Source organism: Schaalia turicensis ACS-279-V-Col4, from assembly GCF_000296505.1.
Lineage (GTDB): Bacteria > Actinomycetota > Actinomycetes > Actinomycetales > Actinomycetaceae > Pauljensenia > Pauljensenia turicensis_A.
Genome location: NZ_JH815208.1, coordinates 174,469 through 190,157, shown reverse-complemented (window position 1 = coordinate 190,157; position 15,689 = coordinate 174,469). Strand labels below are relative to the sequence as shown.

The window sequence follows — 15,689 nt, the reverse complement described above, 5'->3', positions numbered from 1 at the left end:
TGGTCATATATTCAGGCTCTTAGCGGTCCGCTGGCTCGAAACCGGATGTGCGTGCAACGGCCATCGCAATCTCAAGATCGCAGCCAATCCAGTCAAGCGTGTCGACCTTGTCTAAAGGAGTCCAGCGGAACTCACTATGGGAACCATTCAAAGTGGGGGCGGGCGCGTCCGGCGCTAGTTCAGCTAACCAGACTCCCATCGTGCGCCCCTGCAGGATCGGCCACCACGTGCCCTCTTCCGTCATTACCTGAGCGCCCACGCGGATGGCGGTGTTCATTTCTTCGCGTATTTCGCGGTGAAGTGCCTGAAGTGGGGCCTCGTCGCGATCGATCTTTCCACCGGGAAGCTCAAATTTTCCTGACAGCTCGGGCGGGTATGAGCGTGCGGCGCAGAGCAACTGCGTTGGGTTGTCGAGCGAGTCGACGATGGCGGCGGCAACAACTAAGCGGGGCATGACTGCAGTGTAGGCAGTGTGTGGGACGAAGGTAATATAGTGGTCATACGAACTTGAAAAGATCTCCCTTCAATGAGCCGTTGAAGCTGCCGATTTTAAGCTTGGCCACACGCGTCCTGATGAATCTCGTTGGTCTGATCTGAATTCCAACGGAGTCGAAACCCACGCGGAGGTACTTGCGTGGGGTGGGCGCGCTGGCAGTGAGTCGCAAACGACACTGATCTGCGTGCGCCAGGCTGATGCTGTCAGCCTAGTCAAGCGTTGATCAAGAGGAGGGGCGCGATTCCTTGTGGGACAGCCTCCCTCCTCTCTTTGTCTGTCGCCTTGGCTGACCAGTATGTTTGACCTCTGGTATGATCAAACCTGTTGCCAATGGCGATGAATTGCGGGCGTAGTTCATCGGTAGAATGGAAGCTTCCCAAGCTTCAGAGGCGGGTTCGATTCCCGTCGCCCGCTCCAATAGAACGTCACTCTGGATACAAAGAGTCCCGGTCCCGCCGGGAAGTGTTCGGAGTGGCGTTTTCGCTGTTCTGGGGCGGTTTTCGGGGCGTTGAGGTCGGGTGCGTGGAGCTGTGGAGCAGCTCCCAGTTGGGGCGAATCAGGGCCTCGGAGGGGTACCTCAGGGGCCTGCTCGGTCCGTCGAGGCTGGAAGCGTCAAAAAGTACGGCCCCGCGTCAAAAAGTATGGGGCTTGCGTCAAAAAGTATCGAGCAAGCGTCCAAAGGTTCACCTTCGGCGATTAGTAGTACTCACGGATGTATTCGTGAGCCTTGTCGAAAACGTCGGTGGACTTGATCTTGAACTTGACGACCAATATCAGTCGCAGTTGGCGGCGAACCTCTCGGTCCCCCTCGCTCGTAGACTGCCAACCGTCGAAGCGTACCTGCCTAACGACATTGTCGATCTCCTCGACGACCTTCTCCACGATGATAGGCGTGGACTCGCTTCGCACGGTCTCGAACAGCTCCGTAAGTGCTGCCTTGCCGCGTTCCTCGCGTGGCACCTCGCCGGCTTCTTTCTCGGCCTGCAAGGTGTCGCGGCCTAGTTCGAGGAGTTCGCGCAGGAAGTCCAGGCTGTGCTGCTGCGCGTCGGCATAGCGTTTGCGCAGATCCTGTAGTCGCTTACCCAGGGCAATGAAGAGGGGATCGCCCGCGTGTTTGGCAATGCGCTTGGAGACGATCTTGGCGAGTTCATCTGGGTCCACGGTGCCGCGCCCACCGAGCATCAGGTCCTCGACCAAGTCTGCATCCAGGACGATAGTTTCCAGATCTCGGCGCGGCAGGTCTACCTGTACGTGCTCGTGGATGAGGGCAAGGGTCTTTCCGCCGAGCGCATGCCAAAGGAGCCTGTTTGAGGTCTCTGCTGGGCGGGTGGACTGGTAGACAGCAGTCAGCCAGGTGTAGTCGCGCTTGTATTCGGCCAGGAATGGTGCAGGGCTTAGTGCCTCCCACAGTTGGTGCACTATCGAGTAGGCCTTAGCGAAAGCATCGCGGCGGTCTTCGCCGAGCATTTCCTGTGCGGCTTGAAGTGCTTCCCATCCGTCTTGCGTGCGGTCCACGCCAGGGAAGAATGCGAGAGCAGCCTGCATTGCCGGCGGGAATTGGTCCACCAGGTCATCGAGATTCTTGATGACGTCTCGAACGGACTGGTCATCGAAGGACAGCGCGTTGGCGAGGTCATCGAACACTCCCAGGTAGTCCACCACCAGCCCGTAGGCCTTGTTTGGCGGGTAGACACGGTTGGTGCGGGTGATGGCTTGCAGCAGTGTGTGGTCGTGCAGGGGCTTGTCGAGGTACTGTGCCTGCAAGATGGGGGCATCGAAGCCGGTCAGCAGTTTGGCGGTGACGATGACGATCTTGAGCGGATCATTCGGGTTGTTGAATCGCTCGAGTAGGCGGTCCATTTGGCTGCGATCTGGTGTCCATTGATGCCACTCGGGCGGGTCGGTTTGTGCCGAGCTCATGACCACGGTGCTGGCCTCAGTGGGAAGGTATTTGTCCAGTTCGTGCTTGTAGGCCACGCACATTTCTTTGTCGTAGACCACCACCTGCGCTTTGAAGCCTTGCGGGGCGACATGCGACTGGAAGTGCTCTGCGATGTCGGCGGCCACCTTGGCCACGCGGTCAGGGGCCTTGATGAGCACCTCAATGCTGGATGCCTGTTTGGAGAGTTTCGTGCGATCCGCTTCGGTGAGCTCGTTTTCCCGTGTCAGCTCCTCAAACGCGATATCGATAGCGTGCTCATCGAGGTGCATTTCAGACAGGCGAGGCTCAAAGTTCAGCGGCAGCGTGGCTCCGTCGCGCTGGGAGTCTTGGAAACTGTATCGGGAGAGGTACCCGGATTCGTCGCTGGGGTCTCCAAACCACTTGAAGGTGTTGTGGTCGCGCTTGTTGATGGGCGTGCCGGTGAGGCCGAAGAGGAACGCGTTCGGCAGTGCGGTGCGCATGGCGCGGCCTAGGTCGCCCTCCTGGGTACGGTGGGCTTCGTCGACCATCACAATGATGTTGTCGCGCTCATCGAGCGCCTCGGTGATGTCACCAAACTTGTGGATCATGGTGATGATGACCTTGCGACTACCAGCATTCAGCAGGTCTTTCAGTTCTGCTTTGCTGCCCACCTGCACCATATTGGCCACGTCAGCGGCCAGGAACGTTGAAGTGATTTGCGCATCCAGGTCGGTGCGGTCGACCACCACCATGACTGTGGGCGACTTCAACTGTGGCTGGGCGCGCAGTTTGCGCGCGGTGAACACCATCAGCAGTGATTTACCAGAGCCTTGGAAATGCCAGATCAGCCCCTGCTTTTTCTTGCCTTCCAGCACACGGGCAACGATTTTGTTGGCGGCTTGGATCTGTTGAAAGCGGGCGATGAGCTTGATGCGCCGATGTTGACGGTCGGTGCCGAAGGTGGAGAAGAACCGCAGGAAGTCCAAAATCACCTCGGGCTGCAGGAGGCCGTCGATGGCATTGCCGACCTTGGTTAGGCCAGGTACTGCGTCGGAGGGTTCGTCTTCATCGCGCCACGGCCCCCATTTTTCTATCGGCATCCCTACTGAGCCGTAGCGGAGCTCTTTTCCGTCTGTGGCTACGCTAAACACATTGGGCACGAAGAACTGGGAGGCTTCCACCTCGTACTCGTCGTGAATCTGTTGGGCACCATCAAGCCAGGTCTTCGACGGCCCCACTGCAGTCTTGGTTTCTACCACCACGAGTGGTAGCCCGTTACACCAGATCACCACGTCAAAGCGATTGGTTTCTTTGCCTTGCCGGAAGGTAACTTCGCGCGAGACCATCCATTGGTTTGAGGAGTCGTCCTCCGGGTGGTCGAAATCAATGAGCCTCACGGGCACGTGCTCGCCACTTTCGCCAAAGGGCATGGATTTATCGCCGGTGAGCCAGGCAGTGAACTGCTCGTTAGCTACCACCGGATGCGGGGTGTGGGTCGCGTCGAGCAGGATGCGCCGCAGGGCGGTGATAACCTCATCAGCGCGTGACTCCTGGGCTGCGATCTCAGGGTTCAAGCGAATCAGCGCCGCACGCAGAGGACCTTCAAGCAGCACCTCGTGTGTGTCACGCGGCAGGTCGTGACCCTCAATACCCTGCACGTCGAGGCTGGCCACCCGGTCAAACACAAAATCTCGCACAGTCGGATTCTCAGCGAACATCAGAGCCTCCAAATATCGAAAATTGAATCTCCATTGCAAAGCTAGCGAGATTCTGAGACTCAAACTCGATAGCAGACTGCGTTGCCTGGATAAAGTTCAAAACTTCTTGAATGTGAAACTGCTCTTCTATCGCCACGAGCGGAACCCGACATTCGGCTAGAGTTTTACCCGACAAAGAAGGCTGTGCAGTTTGTGAAGCATAAGCATTTAGACCTAGTAGCTTCAACAACAGTGCAATGTAGTCCAATGAGACAAAAAGCTCTGGATTTTTTATTTTGACTATCAGCGCATTGTCTGTAATCCAGGCTGGAGCCTCCACCTTATGTACGTTACCGCAGTAAGCGCCAACACGACCAATAATGATGGCATCGGCTTCAGTGTTTGAACTGCCGTGGTAACCAGCAATACCATTTCCGCCATAAACGGGAATCTGACCCTCGATAAAGTTCTTGGCGGGAAGAAAACTACCACTCGACACTTGAAATAACTCGGAAAATTTTGCAGTCTCAGCATTCCGAAATCGCTCAGCTAGCCATTTTCCAAACCCATTCCGAGTGTCCGTGGCTTCAAGAATCAGTGCTTGAGACTTGAGTGTCGCCAGGTGACTCTTAACAGCCCATAGGAGGTCGGCGATGCGGTGTTGTTCTTCGATAGGTGGGAGCAGGAACTCGTAGGCCGCGAGGGCTTTCCAACTGGTGCGAGGAGACATCGAGCCCGCCGAGGTTTGCAGCGCGGTATCGAAGAACTCGTCTGAGCTCACAAGGAAAGGTAGAAAACGCGCATCGAGTCGATCGTCCTTCGGCTCGAAGACCAGGATGTCGCCAGAGCACACTGCATCGAAGGAGGCAACAGCGACCTTACGCAGGTATGCGCGTCGCTTCCCGAACAGCACCTGACCAGGGCGTACCCGTCGGGTGAAGCTCACGCCTTCGTCCAAGGTGCCATAGCCTTGCACCTCAAAGTTTCCTGATTCGATATGTTCCAGCCCGATAGTACGGTCGATTCCAATCGACGCGGGGTCTTTCACGCTTTCGTTGACGTTGCGCACCACATCACCGAGCTTGACTCCGGTCCAGGTGCCTTTATCGATGTGCAGGCTCACTTGTTCACCTCCTCGGTGAGAGAATCGAGTAGTTCGGCGAAGGCGGCATCGGTCTGGGCGGCTGCGCGCCGCCACGCGGTGAGCGCCTCGGCAAAGCCAGGACCTGCATCCCCGTTGCCTGCATCGCTGGCTGCGGCTGGGCTGACGTAGCGTGGGATGGCCAGGGTGTAGTCGAGAGCGGCAATGTCATCCACGGTGGCCACGCGGGTAAACCCCGGCTGATCCTGAAATGCCTGGTAGGCGCGCAGGATCTTTTGCTGGTGCTCGCCGAGCAGGAAACTCTGGGCGCTGATGCGGGCGTATTCATCTACCGCATTGATGAACAGGATCTTGTTCTTGCGTTCGGCGGGTTTGTTAGCGCGCAGAATGATCACCACGGCTTCCATGGGGCTGTTGTAGAACAGCCCCGGCCCCAGGCCGATGACCGCCTCGATCAGGTCAGACTCAACAGCAGCCTGGCGCATCGTGGATTCTTCCTGACGGAAGAGCACCCCGTGGGGGAAGAGGATCGCCGCCCGGCCAGTGCGGGGCTCGAGGGATGCGGCGATGTGTTGGAAGAAGGCGTAGTCGGCGCGCCCTTGCGGTGGGGTGCCCCACATGTTGCGCCCATAAGGGTCGTTGCTGAAGAGATCGCGGTCCCAGTTCTTGATCGAGTACGGTGGGTTTGCCAGCACGATATCGAAGGTTTGCAGGTGGCCGTCAGCATTGGTGAACGCCGGATTTTTCAGCGTGTCCCCGTGGGCGATGTGGGCATCTTCGATGCCATGGAGGAACATATTCATCTTGCCGATAGCGCTGGTCCCGTAGTTGAGCTCCTGCCCGTACAGGCTCAGGTTGCGCCATTCCTTGCCCTGGCGTTTCAGCTCTGCCACGGTGGAAATCAACATGCCAGCCGTGCCGCAGGTGGGGTCGTAGCAGGATTCTCCCGGCTGTGGCGCAAGCATCTGCGCCATGAGGTGTACGAGGGTGCGGTTGGTGTAGAACTCCTGGGCGGTATGCCCCGAATCATCGGCGAACTTCTTAATCAGGAACTCGTAGCCCTGGCCGAGCTCGTCCTCGGGGAGGTTTTCCAGGCTCAGGGTGCGTTTGGAGAAGTGCTCGATGAGGTCCGCCAAGGTGGCATCCGGCAGCAGTTCTTTGTTGGACCAGTCGCCGTCTCCGAACACGCCAGCGAGGGTGGTGGGGTTGGCTGCTTCGATGGCGCGCATGATAGTGCGCGCGGTCTCGCCAATGTTGGTGGTGGTTTCGCGCAAGTTCTGCCAGTGGGCACCCTCGGGGATGGCGAAGCGGTGGTTCTCTGGCAGGTCGGCTAGGTCCTCATCGCCATACAGGGCGAGCGCCTGGGCGCGTTCTTCGTCGTAGACGTCGCTGATGCGCTTCAAAAACACCAACGGGAAGATGTACTGCTTGTAGTCACCGGCATCGATCAGGCCGCGCAGAAGTTCAGCCGCGCCCCACAGGTAGGACTCAAGCTGTTCTTGGGTGATTCGCTTACTCATCTCGCCTCCTCCGCGACCTCATCCACTGCCGCTGCAGCATCAAACACCAGGCCCCACTTCGCGAGTTCTTCCTCAAGGCGTGCACGTGAGGCTTGCACTTGCTGCCACGTTTCCGTCAGCTGTTCGATGGCGTCTTCCAGGCTGGTGCCGGTTTCACTCTGTGGTTTGGCGACGTAGCGGGCGACGGTGAGGTTGTATTCCTGGGCGCGCACCTCGTCCAGGCTGGCCACGTGCGCAAAATGCTCCTGCACGCTGAACTCCTGGTAAGCCTGTACGATGCGGACGGCGTGCTCACGCTCCAAGGTGTTCTGGTTACGCCCCTTAGTGAACAGCTCCGAGCCGTCCACAAAAAGGATCTTGCCTGCTCGCTCAGGCTGTTTGCTGGTACGCAGCACCACAATCGCGGGAGCCAGCCCCGTGCCGTAGAACAGGTTGGGGGCCAGCTCGATCACTGCCGCGATGAGGTCACGCTCGATGAACTCGCGGCGAATCGTTGCCTCGTTATCCCCAGACTTACTATTCACATCACCACGGAACAGTGCGCCCTGTGGCACGACCACGGCTACCTTGCCCGAGCCGGGTTTGGCGGATGCCACCATGTGTTCGATCCATGCCCAGTCCGCATAGCCCGCAGGTGGGGTACCTCCGAGCAGGTTTCGGCCCCACGGGTCCGTCTCCCACGCATCGCGCCCCCAGTTTTTCAGCGAAAACGGTGGATTCGCGATCACGTTGTCGAACTGTTGCAGGCGCTCACCGGCGTGGAAAGCGGGAGCTCGCAGGGTGTCCTCACGCACGATGTTGAATTCCGGAACCCCGTGCAGTAGCAGGTTCATGCGAGCAATCGAAGCCGTCGTGAGTGTCTTTTCCTGCCCATACAGTTTGCCCCAGAGCAGGCGCGGATCATGCCCCTGTTCCTTGGCATGGGCGATGACCTCGATGAGCATGCCAGCCGTGCCGCAGGCAGGATCATAAGTGGTCTGGCCCGGCTGAGGATCCAGGATTTCCACCATCATGCGCACCACTGAGCGCGGGGTGTAATACTCGCCCGCTTTCTTGCGGGAGAGGTCCGCAAACCGCTTGATCAGGTACTCGTAGGCCTGCCCGAACACGTCCGGTGCCACATTCGCATTTGACAGAGTCTTGGTGGAGAAGTGCTCGAGCAGATCCAGCAGGCGCTCATCGGGCAGTTTGGCTTTGTTAGTCCAGGCAGCGCTGCCGAAAATCCCACCGAGTTGGTGAGGATTATTCGCTTCGATCAAGCGGAACGCGGTCACGAGAGCTTGCCCCACGTCCTTCGTTGTCGAGCGAACGTTCTCCCACGAAGCCTGCTCAGGGATGACAAAGGAGTAGTTCTCTGGCAGTGCAGCGAAATCTTCGTCGCCGCCTGACTGCGAGAGCGCCAGTTCGTATTCTTCCTGGTGCACGTCATTGAGACGCTTGAAGAACATCAGCGGAAAGATGTAGGCCTTAAAGTCGGCCTGGTCGATCCCGCCGCGCAGCAAATCGGCAGCAGCAGCGAGGTACTGCTCCAATTCACTGAGGGTTAGTTGCTTGTTGGTCACTAAATGTTCCTTGGATTGTTTCTAAGTTCTATTGGCTAATGTTCTCTTGGCTTGGACGTCGTTCTAAAACAGCCACGTCGCCTAGCCCGCATTCGAGTGCTTCGCATATGCGCACGAGTACTGCGGTTGTGACGTTCTCGTCCCGGCCGAGTTTGGCGATCGTGGATGCCGAGATTTTCGCCTTTTCGCGGAGGTCCTGTTTGCGCATTCCTTTGTCGATCAGTGTTTTCCACAGGGGTTTGTAGCTGATCTTGAGCTTGGTGGATTGGCTACTCATGTGGGTGTTCTCCCGGCTCGTAGACCCCGTTGAGGTAGCCGTAGCGGCCCTGGTACGGGTCTTTGCTGAATCGGATGGCTGTCGTGTTGGGAAGTGCGTCGAGGTCCACCCCGCTGAGGAGATTGAGGTTCTCGCACAGGATGACCTGACGGTTTGTGGTTGTGCAGGCGATGTAGTCCAGTAGTTTCTGTCGCATGGAGTCCGGCGCTGTGAGCTGGCTGTCGTCGAAGTTTTTCAGCGGTGAATCAATGATGAGGAACTGCGGTGCGTGGGGTGAGCGTTGATCGAGGTACTCATGGAAGGCGACCATCACCACGGTGTTGAGCAAGGCGGCGAAGCCTTTACCCTCCTTGGTGTCCTTTCGGTATCCGTCGATCGTCACGTCGAGGGTGGCCTCGTCGAATACCGCCGTGTCAGCAGAGGGAAAGCCGATTTCATGGAGGATCCGACGAATCGTGGTGTTCATTGAGTAGATGAAGTCCGCGTTGAAAAACTCCATAGGCTTGTATGGTTCCCGCTTCTCAGCCGCTTGCGGCCCCAGATCAGTCAGGGCCAGGATTGTTTCCTGGAGCTGCTCGAGACGCGCTTGTATACCCGCTACCTCCTTGAGCGTGCGAACCTCACGCGTCAGCTGTTCTTGGCGCGGCGTGATCGTGTGAGCGATTCTATCTTGAAGTTCGGCATGCTTGAGCACCAGGTCAGCTCGCTGTTGGGTCAGTTCCGACATCATGTAGTCCAGCTCGGCCAGGTTGGACCGTGCACCCGAGAGTTGCTCTTCTAGGCGAGTGCGCTGGACGTCGATTTGTTCCTGACTGGGATGGTTCATGCTCGCGTCTACTGGTTGCTTACAGTAACCGCACATGTTGATGTTCAACGTGTCGGGATCAACGCTTGCCCCGGCGAGGAACTCGAGCCGGTGCAGGTCTGCTTCCAGGTGGCTGATGAGTTCTTGACGCTGGTATTTGTCTACTGCAAACGCAGCGACGTTCTCATCGATCTCTTTGATCTTGGTGGTGATCGTTCGCCCGGTGGCGTTGAGCTCGATCTGGTCTCGACGGAGCTGGTCGAACTCGGCGTTGAGGGTAGCGAGTTCCGCTTCGATATCGCGGCCCCGGTACTGCTCCTCTACTTTCCTGAGCTCCGTCTCCTTCTCTCGAGCTGCCTCAACTTGCCTGGTGATGAACTGCTTGACTGATCGCTGGCGGATACGGCGATCTTTGTCGGATTCTTGAGGCTCAATGTCATCGAAGTTTTCGTCTTGCGCGAGCACAAGCAGAGTCGACAGTTCCGCAGTACGAGTGACGTAATCGTTGGCTCCACCCCTGCGCAAGATTGTTGAGTCGAGCCGATCAATGTAGCTCTCAGGCACGTACAGCAGGTGGTAAAGGCTGCGCCATGTCAGCGCCTGGCTCTCCCAGCTGGAATTCTTGATGACCTTGCGGCTGGGCTTGAAATCGAGTAGCGACACTAGGAACGAGTTCAGATCCGTCTTGGGATCCTTCTCGTCTCGCTTCACGCTGTAGACCTTGCTGTCAGCGCCAGGCTGTGGACTGACAACGTAGTCTCCTCCGATGCTGCGTCGCAGGGTGATGATTTCTCCCTCGGCGGTGACGAGGTCGATTTCTGCGGTGCAGTAGTCCGAGTCATCGGTGAAAGGGACGAGGTCCCCGCCCATGACGAAGTCGATAGTGCGGGCGACGCGGGTTTTCCCAGTGTTCGATGGTCCGGCAATGACGTTCAGGCCCTGTGTGAGCGTGATCGTGGAGGGGGCGCCGTGGTTTGGGTATGCGCGAATCTCGCTAATCCAAAGTCCGCTCATGCTTCCTCCTTCACACCGATCAGGTGCAGCGTGTCGTTGCGTAGGGCCGCCAATGCTGCTGCGACATAGCGTTGGTAGTGCTGGGCGTAGCTAGAAGACACGTGGCTCACCAGGTGGGCACCAGACTCGGATATGGTGAAGCGCGGCACGTCACCAGCATGGTCTGCATAGGCGTAACCGTGTGCCACGAGCAGCTGGATTGCCTCGTGAGCTTTGCTTCGGCGCTGCGTGTAAATCGCATTAACGAAGGCCGTGGACCCGTGCAGGTCGGTTCTGCCGAGACCGAAGTGTCTAGCGTAGGTTGCTGCAAAATCGGCGTCAGCAAGCTCGGTCGCTGTCACCGCGGTTTCAAGCTTGTCTAGGGCGACAAGTAAGCGCATGCAGTTTTCGAACTGGGAGTTGAAGATTGTGCTGCTCATGATGACCACTCGATTCGGTCCTCGTTGACCAGCATGTGCGTCATACCTTGCTTGTGGCTCGCAGCAAACAAGTCAGGGATGCTCGTTAGAACAGACCCCCCTACCTGATAATGGCTAGCCTGCCCAAGCGTCTTCAGCATCCGCTCGTAACCGTCAGGGAAAACATCTGACATCCACGTGGTTTCGAGGAAGTCGTCAAGATCATCCTTGATCCGTTCAAACTGTTCATCCCCATCATCTGGGCGAATCTCCTGCAGGTTACGGTGACGTCCGACAGCGGACCAGTAATGGGTGCGCTGACGGACCAAGAACTTCGCGTACTTACCCGGAAGAGCCTTCAGCTGCTCGAAGGAGACGGGCTCCTTCCCAAGTTTTTCGGCGATCGCGTCAAGCGCGCGTTGCACGTAGACCTCTTCAGGCGCTAACTCCTCAGGGACGGGCGGAGCTGGAGAAATTGCGATGCTCGAGGTCCCGATCTGGAGCGAATTGCCGGAAATACGGCCGGTAGATAACGGGTAGGTCTGTACGCCGGGGATGACGATTTTCTCGTCGCCGCCTTGGTCCCGCAGGAGGTCATTTCCCTCAGCGTTTGATTTGACGACTTCTTTGATGAGCACATACACGGCCTTCGGAACATCAATCGGTTTGTTGATCTGTAGGCCGTCCTTACGAAGCTTGAGTGCAAGATCCCTGATTGCATCGCCGGTAGAGGTATCTCCCCACAGTGCGATGATTCTCTGCTCGCTGATGGCGGGCAAGATGCGTCTTGCGGTGTCCTCTGGTAGAGGCCGTTTTCCATTCCAGATCTTGTTGAGGTCTCGTCGATCGATACCTCTCAGCCATCCAGCAGGGATGGTGTTCTTGCTGCACTCGTTTTCAGGTAGCCGACCTGGGAGGAGCTTTTCGTCGCAAGCCCGGTCAAAGAAGTCAAGAACGAATCCACGGTCGCCTTTGACGTCGAGAGATAAGGACGGCCGGATAGTCCGCAATAGCAGACCTAGAGCAAACTCTGGCTGAGGAAGGCGAGCCATCTTGCCTCCTTTCGCCTTCTTTCGCCTCCTGTCAAAACAGGGGGCTTTCTTAGTGTTGAAAACAAGCCATCCACCGGCGTAGGCGCATCGACCACTGTGGCCCATGTTACCAGCCGGTGTAGGCGGACCGAGAGAAAAACTCGGCAAAAAGGACGAATCAGGCTGATTGGGAGGAGGTGAACCGAGATGACGAGTCAACGTCGAACTAGCAAGGCTGCTGCTTCTGCCGCATCGAAGGTCATGCGTGACCAGCGGTATTCCAAGGCGGCTAAGACCGCCGCAGCTTCTGCTCTGTCCCAACGGGCTCCCAAGTCCAAGGGTGGCAAGAAGTAACCGGTTGGGGGTGTCTGGCCTGGTACCGGCCGGGCACCCTCCCACCTTCACCGAGATCTTTCGATGACACGCGGGACAGCTGCCCGCACCCAACTTATTTCAACAATCCGCGCGGAGATTCGCCCTTCTGGACGTCCAGGGCAGGTCAGTCACTCAGGCACGCATGCCTGGGTGGTTGGCCTGCCCTGTTTTCGTCCCCGTGGTTGATCTTCGCGCACCACCAACGTCCAGGTGGAGTCGGGCCTCCGTCGCAGTAAGCGACAGGAGTCCACCATGGCAGGCAACGCCACCACACCAAAGCCCTACACAATCCGGTTCACAAAGGACTTTCGGGGTAAGGAACACGTCCATTTCCGTATGCCCACGACGCGCGGCGGCGCGTGGGTTGAGCTTTATGATTTGCCGGCTGATGCGCAGTTTCGTCGGATGATCTTCGACGAGGAGTATCTGCCTGAGTGGAAGCTCGAGTACCTAGGTGAACAGTATGCCGTGTTCAGGGAACGGGAGAACGCGCGCAAGCATGCCACTAAGGATGGTGGCCGCGAACATGACTTGGATGACCCGTCGACATTTAGACCAAGTGCACGGCGCAGGCTTGCCCAGCAGCTCGACCCGGCGGACAACGCATCACCCGAGACTCTCCTGATGAGGGGCGAGGAGTTCGACCTGGCACGCGAGCAGGTTGAGATCGTGCTCTCCGTGGTCTCGCCCCGACATCGGGGCTGGGTGCGCCTGAATTTGGGCGAAAACCTGAGCTATGCCGACATTGCGAGGACGGAGCATCCCGATGCGAGTAAGGCGGAGATTGACCGGCACGCCAACACAATCGGCACCGCAGTCAAACGCGCCATCAAGAAGATCCATGACCAATTCCCCGACGGCTGTCCGGTTCAACAGCCACGGGAAGACGTATAGGCGACCAACAACCTCAACTGAAAGGACATGAATCATGAGTGGTCGTCATATTCGAGTCGGTATCGACGAGGCGCCGGACCCGGCCGCCGATGTCAACCTCGCACGAGTGAATATCAGGGAGCGCATCCTGCGCTGGCTGTTTGGCCCGATCAACGAGCTGATGTTGATTGTGCCAGGGCGGTGGGTTCATGACGTGACCCTGACTCGACGTTCAACAAAGCCCGAGGTCGATGAGACAGCTCTCAACGCGTCCATCGAGCGTCACCCGGCAGGCAGCAAGCTCACCTACGACAACGGTGGTGCTGCGGCATGAACCCGCAGCACCGCAATGCCCTGGTCGCGGGCATCAACCACACCATGGAGGGCCTTTCCCAGATTGCGCAGGCGCTCGAAGCTGACGGCTGGGAGCAGATTGAGGACGAGTACGCGCTGGCTGGCCACAGGCCTGTTTCCGCCGCGCGCCTCGAGGAACCCTCCTTCCACGCCGAACTTGAGGAACAGATCGAGACACAGCAGGCTGAGGCGGCTTCGATGCGCGAGTACACGCTTGAAGAGGTGCGCGCTTTCCTGGCGGAGCTGTCCCAGCAGGGCTACACCGCCAAGGTGCGCCAGCTCATCCTGGACGCTGGCGCGAAGGCCCTCTCAGAGGTAGACCCGGCCAAGTTCGGCCAGATCATGGCTGGGGCTAAGGAGATCGCCCATGCCTGAAAGCCACGCACTTTTGAGTGCTTCGAGTGCTCACCGGTGGGTGCATTGCCCGCCCTCCGCACTCGCCACAGATGGCGTGGCTGACGCCCCGTCGGACGCAGCGTTGCAGGGTACGGCCGCGCACGCTCTGGCTGAGTACAAGCTCAAGCGGTTCCTCAAGCGCCGCGCCAAGCGGCCTACCTCAGAGTGGATTGATGAGGAGATGGAGGGCCACACCGACGACTACGTCGCCTTCGTGGCCCAGCACCCCGAGTCTGCTCGGGAGCACTGCCCGGACCCGCAGGTGTATGTCGAGCAGCGCCTGGACTACTCCCACCTCGCCCCGGGCGGCTTCGGGACCGGTGACTGCGTGATCGTTGCCGAGCCCACCTTGCAGGTCATTGACCTGAAGTACGGCATGGGCGTTGAGGTGTCCCCGGTAGAGAACCCACAGCTCATGCTCTACGGGCTCGGAGCCCTGGCCGCGTTCGACGCCCTCTACAACATCGAGGAAGTCGCGCTAAGCATCTTCCAGCCTCGTCGCACCAACGTCGAAACCTGGACGATCAGCACCCAGGACCTAATCACATGGGGCGAGAACACGGTCAAGCCGATCGCTGCCCTGGCTGCCCGCGGCGAAGGCGACTACCAGGCCGGCTCGTGGTGTCAGTTCTGCCGCATCGCGCCGACCTGCCGGGTACGAGCCGAAGCCAACCTGGCGCTCGCCAAGCGGGAGTTCACCCCACCAGCCGAGCTGACGGATGCGGAGATCGCGGATGTCCTTGCGAGGATTCCACAGCTCAAAACGTGGGCTGCGGACGTGGAGGCCTACGCCCTCTCCCTCGCGGTGAACCAGGGCAAGACGTGGGACGGGTTCAAGCTCGTCGCAGGCCGGTCTGTCCGCAAATACACCGACGAAACCGCCGTCTCCGAGGCGGCTGAGGCGGCCGGGTACCACGACATCTACGACAAGCGCCTCATCACGCTCACGGCGATGGAAAAGCTGATGGGCAAGAAGACCTTCAACGAGGTTCTCGGCGGCCTGGTGGTCAAGCCGGTGGGTAAGCCGACGCTCGTACCCGAGAGCGACAAACGACCCGCGCTCGACATTCGCAGCGCTGAATCCGAATTCACGAAAACCAGTAACTAACAGAAAGAAGGACAATCATGTCTACTCAGAATCCGACTCGTATCGTCACCGGTGAAGTCCGGCTCTCCTATGCCCACGTGTTCGAGCCGAACTCGATCCAGGGCGGTAAGCCCAAGTACTCGGTGTCGCTGATCATCCCGAAGACCGACACCGCCACCATCACCGCCATCGAGAAGGCCATCGATGCGGCGATCGATGCCGGTACGGCCAAGTTCGGGGGCAAGCGGCCAAACAAGGCCGCGTTGAAACTGCCGCTGCGTGACGGGGATACCGAGCGCGACGACGAAGCCTACGCCAACGCCTACTTCGTCAACGCGAACTCGCTGACCCCGCCGCAGGTGGTCGACGAGAACGTCGCCCCGATCCTCGACCGCTCCGAAGTCTATTCGGGTTGCTACGCCCGCGTGAGCCTGTCGTTCTATGCGTTCAACACGAACGGGAACCGTGGTATCGCCTGCGGGCTGGGCAACATCCAGAAGCTCCGCGACGGTGAACCCCTCGGCGCAGGGCGCATCTCCGCTGAGTCCGACTTCGGCACCCCCGCCGCCAGCGACGACTTCCTCAACTAAGGAGCTCACCGTGATGAAGGACTGCTTCATGGCGATCACCCTCGCTGTGTGGGTCTATGTCCTGATCCCCGTTGGCGTCACGCTACTGCTGTCGTGGATCTCCGACAAGCGTGAAGAACGACGCTTCGCCAAGCTTCTCGAAGAAGAACGAGCACGCGTGACGGCCAACGATATCGCCCGCACTGAAACTGCACCCGAGTAACACCATC

At 58.7% G+C, this 15,689-nt stretch carries 16 protein-coding genes and 1 tRNA gene; 8 read left to right on the top strand and 9 right to left on the bottom strand.

Annotated features, from left to right (window positions below):
* Nucleotides 1–19 precede the first annotated feature (19 nt).
* Nucleotides 20–454 carry a (deoxy)nucleoside triphosphate pyrophosphohydrolase gene (locus HMPREF9241_RS00875; RefSeq protein WP_006680383.1) on the bottom strand — a complete coding sequence of 145 codons (435 nt, stop codon included), beginning with the start codon at nucleotides 452–454 and terminating at the stop codon, nucleotides 20–22.
* A 385-nt stretch (nucleotides 455–839) separates the two neighbouring features.
* On the opposite strand from HMPREF9241_RS00875, the gene HMPREF9241_RS00870 reads away from it, so the two are divergent.
* Nucleotides 840–913: transfer RNA gene (locus HMPREF9241_RS00870), tRNA-Gly, on the top strand.
* 279 nt (nucleotides 914–1,192) lie between these two features.
* Here HMPREF9241_RS00870 and HMPREF9241_RS00865 read toward each other — a convergent pair.
* Genes HMPREF9241_RS00865 through HMPREF9241_RS00830 form a run of 8 tightly spaced genes read right to left on the bottom strand, consistent with a single transcriptional unit; the run spans nucleotide 1,193 to nucleotide 11,826 of the window.
* Nucleotides 1,193–4,117 (bottom strand): type I restriction endonuclease subunit R, encoded by a 2,925-nt coding sequence (locus HMPREF9241_RS00865; RefSeq protein ID WP_006680382.1) that lies wholly within the window; start codon nucleotides 4,115–4,117, stop codon nucleotides 1,193–1,195.
* Nucleotides 4,107–5,219, bottom strand: coding sequence for a restriction endonuclease subunit S (locus HMPREF9241_RS09190; protein WP_006680381.1), 1,113 nt, complete (start codon nucleotides 5,217–5,219; stop codon nucleotides 4,107–4,109). The genes HMPREF9241_RS00865 and HMPREF9241_RS09190 overlap by 11 nt, the downstream gene beginning before the upstream one ends.
* On the bottom strand, nucleotides 5,216–6,718 hold the full coding sequence (locus tag HMPREF9241_RS00855) for a type I restriction-modification system subunit M (RefSeq protein WP_006680380.1): 1,503 nt from the start codon (nucleotides 6,716–6,718) through the stop codon (nucleotides 5,216–5,218). Before HMPREF9241_RS00855 ends, HMPREF9241_RS09190 begins: the two co-directional genes overlap by 4 nt.
* The gene (locus HMPREF9241_RS00850; protein ID WP_006680379.1) at nucleotides 6,715–8,280 is read right to left on the bottom strand and encodes a type I restriction-modification system subunit M; all 1,566 of its coding nucleotides are present in this window, start codon (nucleotides 8,278–8,280) and stop codon (nucleotides 6,715–6,717) included. The genes HMPREF9241_RS00855 and HMPREF9241_RS00850 overlap by 4 nt, the downstream gene beginning before the upstream one ends.
* A 28-nt stretch (nucleotides 8,281–8,308) precedes the next feature.
* Nucleotides 8,309–8,557 (bottom strand): helix-turn-helix domain-containing protein, encoded by a 249-nt coding sequence (locus tag HMPREF9241_RS00845; protein WP_006680378.1) that lies wholly within the window; start codon nucleotides 8,555–8,557, stop codon nucleotides 8,309–8,311.
* The gene (locus HMPREF9241_RS00840; protein ID WP_006680377.1) at nucleotides 8,550–10,376 is read right to left on the bottom strand and encodes an AAA family ATPase; all 1,827 of its coding nucleotides are present in this window, start codon (nucleotides 10,374–10,376) and stop codon (nucleotides 8,550–8,552) included. The genes HMPREF9241_RS00845 and HMPREF9241_RS00840 overlap by 8 nt, the downstream gene beginning before the upstream one ends.
* Nucleotides 10,373–10,795: an ABC-three component system middle component 2 gene (locus HMPREF9241_RS00835; RefSeq protein ID WP_131367587.1), complete on the bottom strand. Its 423-nt coding sequence runs from the start codon at nucleotides 10,793–10,795 to the stop codon at nucleotides 10,373–10,375. Before HMPREF9241_RS00835 ends, HMPREF9241_RS00840 begins: the two co-directional genes overlap by 4 nt.
* Entirely contained in the window at nucleotides 10,792–11,826 is a 1,035-nt protein-coding gene (locus tag HMPREF9241_RS00830; protein WP_006680375.1) for an ABC-three component system protein, read from the bottom strand. Before HMPREF9241_RS00830 ends, HMPREF9241_RS00835 begins: the two co-directional genes overlap by 4 nt.
* Before the next feature lie 186 nt (nucleotides 11,827–12,012).
* On the opposite strand from HMPREF9241_RS00830, the gene HMPREF9241_RS09340 reads away from it, so the two are divergent.
* From HMPREF9241_RS09340 to HMPREF9241_RS00800, 7 genes are all read left to right on the top strand, one after another.
* Entirely contained in the window at nucleotides 12,013–12,159 is a 147-nt protein-coding gene (locus HMPREF9241_RS09340; protein WP_006680374.1) for a hypothetical protein, read from the top strand.
* 273 nt (nucleotides 12,160–12,432) lie between these two features.
* On the top strand, nucleotides 12,433–13,074 hold the full coding sequence (locus HMPREF9241_RS00825) for a hypothetical protein (RefSeq protein WP_006680373.1): 642 nt from the start codon (nucleotides 12,433–12,435) through the stop codon (nucleotides 13,072–13,074).
* A gap of 34 nt (nucleotides 13,075–13,108) precedes the next feature.
* Nucleotides 13,109–13,387, top strand: coding sequence for a hypothetical protein (locus tag HMPREF9241_RS00820; RefSeq protein WP_006680372.1), 279 nt, complete (start codon nucleotides 13,109–13,111; stop codon nucleotides 13,385–13,387).
* The gene (locus HMPREF9241_RS00815; RefSeq protein WP_006680371.1) at nucleotides 13,384–13,782 is read left to right on the top strand and encodes a hypothetical protein; all 399 of its coding nucleotides are present in this window, start codon (nucleotides 13,384–13,386) and stop codon (nucleotides 13,780–13,782) included. Before HMPREF9241_RS00820 ends, HMPREF9241_RS00815 begins: the two co-directional genes overlap by 4 nt.
* Nucleotides 13,775–14,911, top strand: a complete 1,137-nt coding sequence (locus tag HMPREF9241_RS00810) for a DUF2800 domain-containing protein (RefSeq protein WP_006680370.1) — start codon at nucleotides 13,775–13,777, stop codon at nucleotides 14,909–14,911. The genes HMPREF9241_RS00815 and HMPREF9241_RS00810 overlap by 8 nt, the downstream gene beginning before the upstream one ends.
* Nucleotides 14,912–14,928: 17 nt before the next feature.
* Nucleotides 14,929–15,480: a DUF2815 family protein gene (locus HMPREF9241_RS00805; protein ID WP_006680369.1), complete on the top strand. Its 552-nt coding sequence runs from the start codon at nucleotides 14,929–14,931 to the stop codon at nucleotides 15,478–15,480.
* A 13-nt stretch (nucleotides 15,481–15,493) separates the two neighbouring features.
* Nucleotides 15,494–15,682 (top strand): hypothetical protein, encoded by a 189-nt coding sequence (locus HMPREF9241_RS00800; RefSeq protein WP_006680368.1) that lies wholly within the window; start codon nucleotides 15,494–15,496, stop codon nucleotides 15,680–15,682.
* Nucleotides 15,683–15,689: the final 7 nt, after the last annotated feature.

What these genes read in the sequence shown, in the direction of transcription:
- HMPREF9241_RS00810 (WP_006680370.1), top strand. Translation starts at nt 13,775, where the DNA reads ATGCCTGAAAGCCACGCACTTTTGAGTGCTTCGAGTGCTCACCGGTGG.
- HMPREF9241_RS00830 (WP_006680375.1), bottom strand. Translation starts at nt 11,826, where the DNA reads ATGGCTCGCCTTCCTCAGCCAGAGTTTGCTCTAGGTCTGCTATTGCGG.
- HMPREF9241_RS00815 (WP_006680371.1), top strand. Translation starts at nt 13,384, where the DNA reads ATGAACCCGCAGCACCGCAATGCCCTGGTCGCGGGCATCAACCACACC.
- HMPREF9241_RS09340 (WP_006680374.1), top strand. Translation starts at nt 12,013, where the DNA reads ATGACGAGTCAACGTCGAACTAGCAAGGCTGCTGCTTCTGCCGCATCG.
- HMPREF9241_RS00835 (WP_131367587.1), bottom strand. Translation starts at nt 10,795, where the DNA reads ATGAGCAGCACAATCTTCAACTCCCAGTTCGAAAACTGCATGCGCTTA.
- HMPREF9241_RS00825 (WP_006680373.1), top strand. Translation starts at nt 12,433, where the DNA reads ATGGCAGGCAACGCCACCACACCAAAGCCCTACACAATCCGGTTCACA.
- HMPREF9241_RS00845 (WP_006680378.1), bottom strand. Translation starts at nt 8,557, where the DNA reads ATGAGTAGCCAATCCACCAAGCTCAAGATCAGCTACAAACCCCTGTGG.
- HMPREF9241_RS00865 (WP_006680382.1), bottom strand. Translation starts at nt 4,117, where the DNA reads ATGTTCGCTGAGAATCCGACTGTGCGAGATTTTGTGTTTGACCGGGTG.
- HMPREF9241_RS00840 (WP_006680377.1), bottom strand. Translation starts at nt 10,376, where the DNA reads ATGAGCGGACTTTGGATTAGCGAGATTCGCGCATACCCAAACCACGGC.
- HMPREF9241_RS00800 (WP_006680368.1), top strand. Translation starts at nt 15,494, where the DNA reads ATGAAGGACTGCTTCATGGCGATCACCCTCGCTGTGTGGGTCTATGTC.
- HMPREF9241_RS00855 (WP_006680380.1), bottom strand. Translation starts at nt 6,718, where the DNA reads ATGAGTAAGCGAATCACCCAAGAACAGCTTGAGTCCTACCTGTGGGGC.
- HMPREF9241_RS00875 (WP_006680383.1), bottom strand. Translation starts at nt 454, where the DNA reads ATGCCCCGCTTAGTTGTTGCCGCCGCCATCGTCGACTCGCTCGACAAC.
- HMPREF9241_RS00805 (WP_006680369.1), top strand. Translation starts at nt 14,929, where the DNA reads ATGTCTACTCAGAATCCGACTCGTATCGTCACCGGTGAAGTCCGGCTC.
- HMPREF9241_RS00820 (WP_006680372.1), top strand. Translation starts at nt 13,109, where the DNA reads ATGAGTGGTCGTCATATTCGAGTCGGTATCGACGAGGCGCCGGACCCG.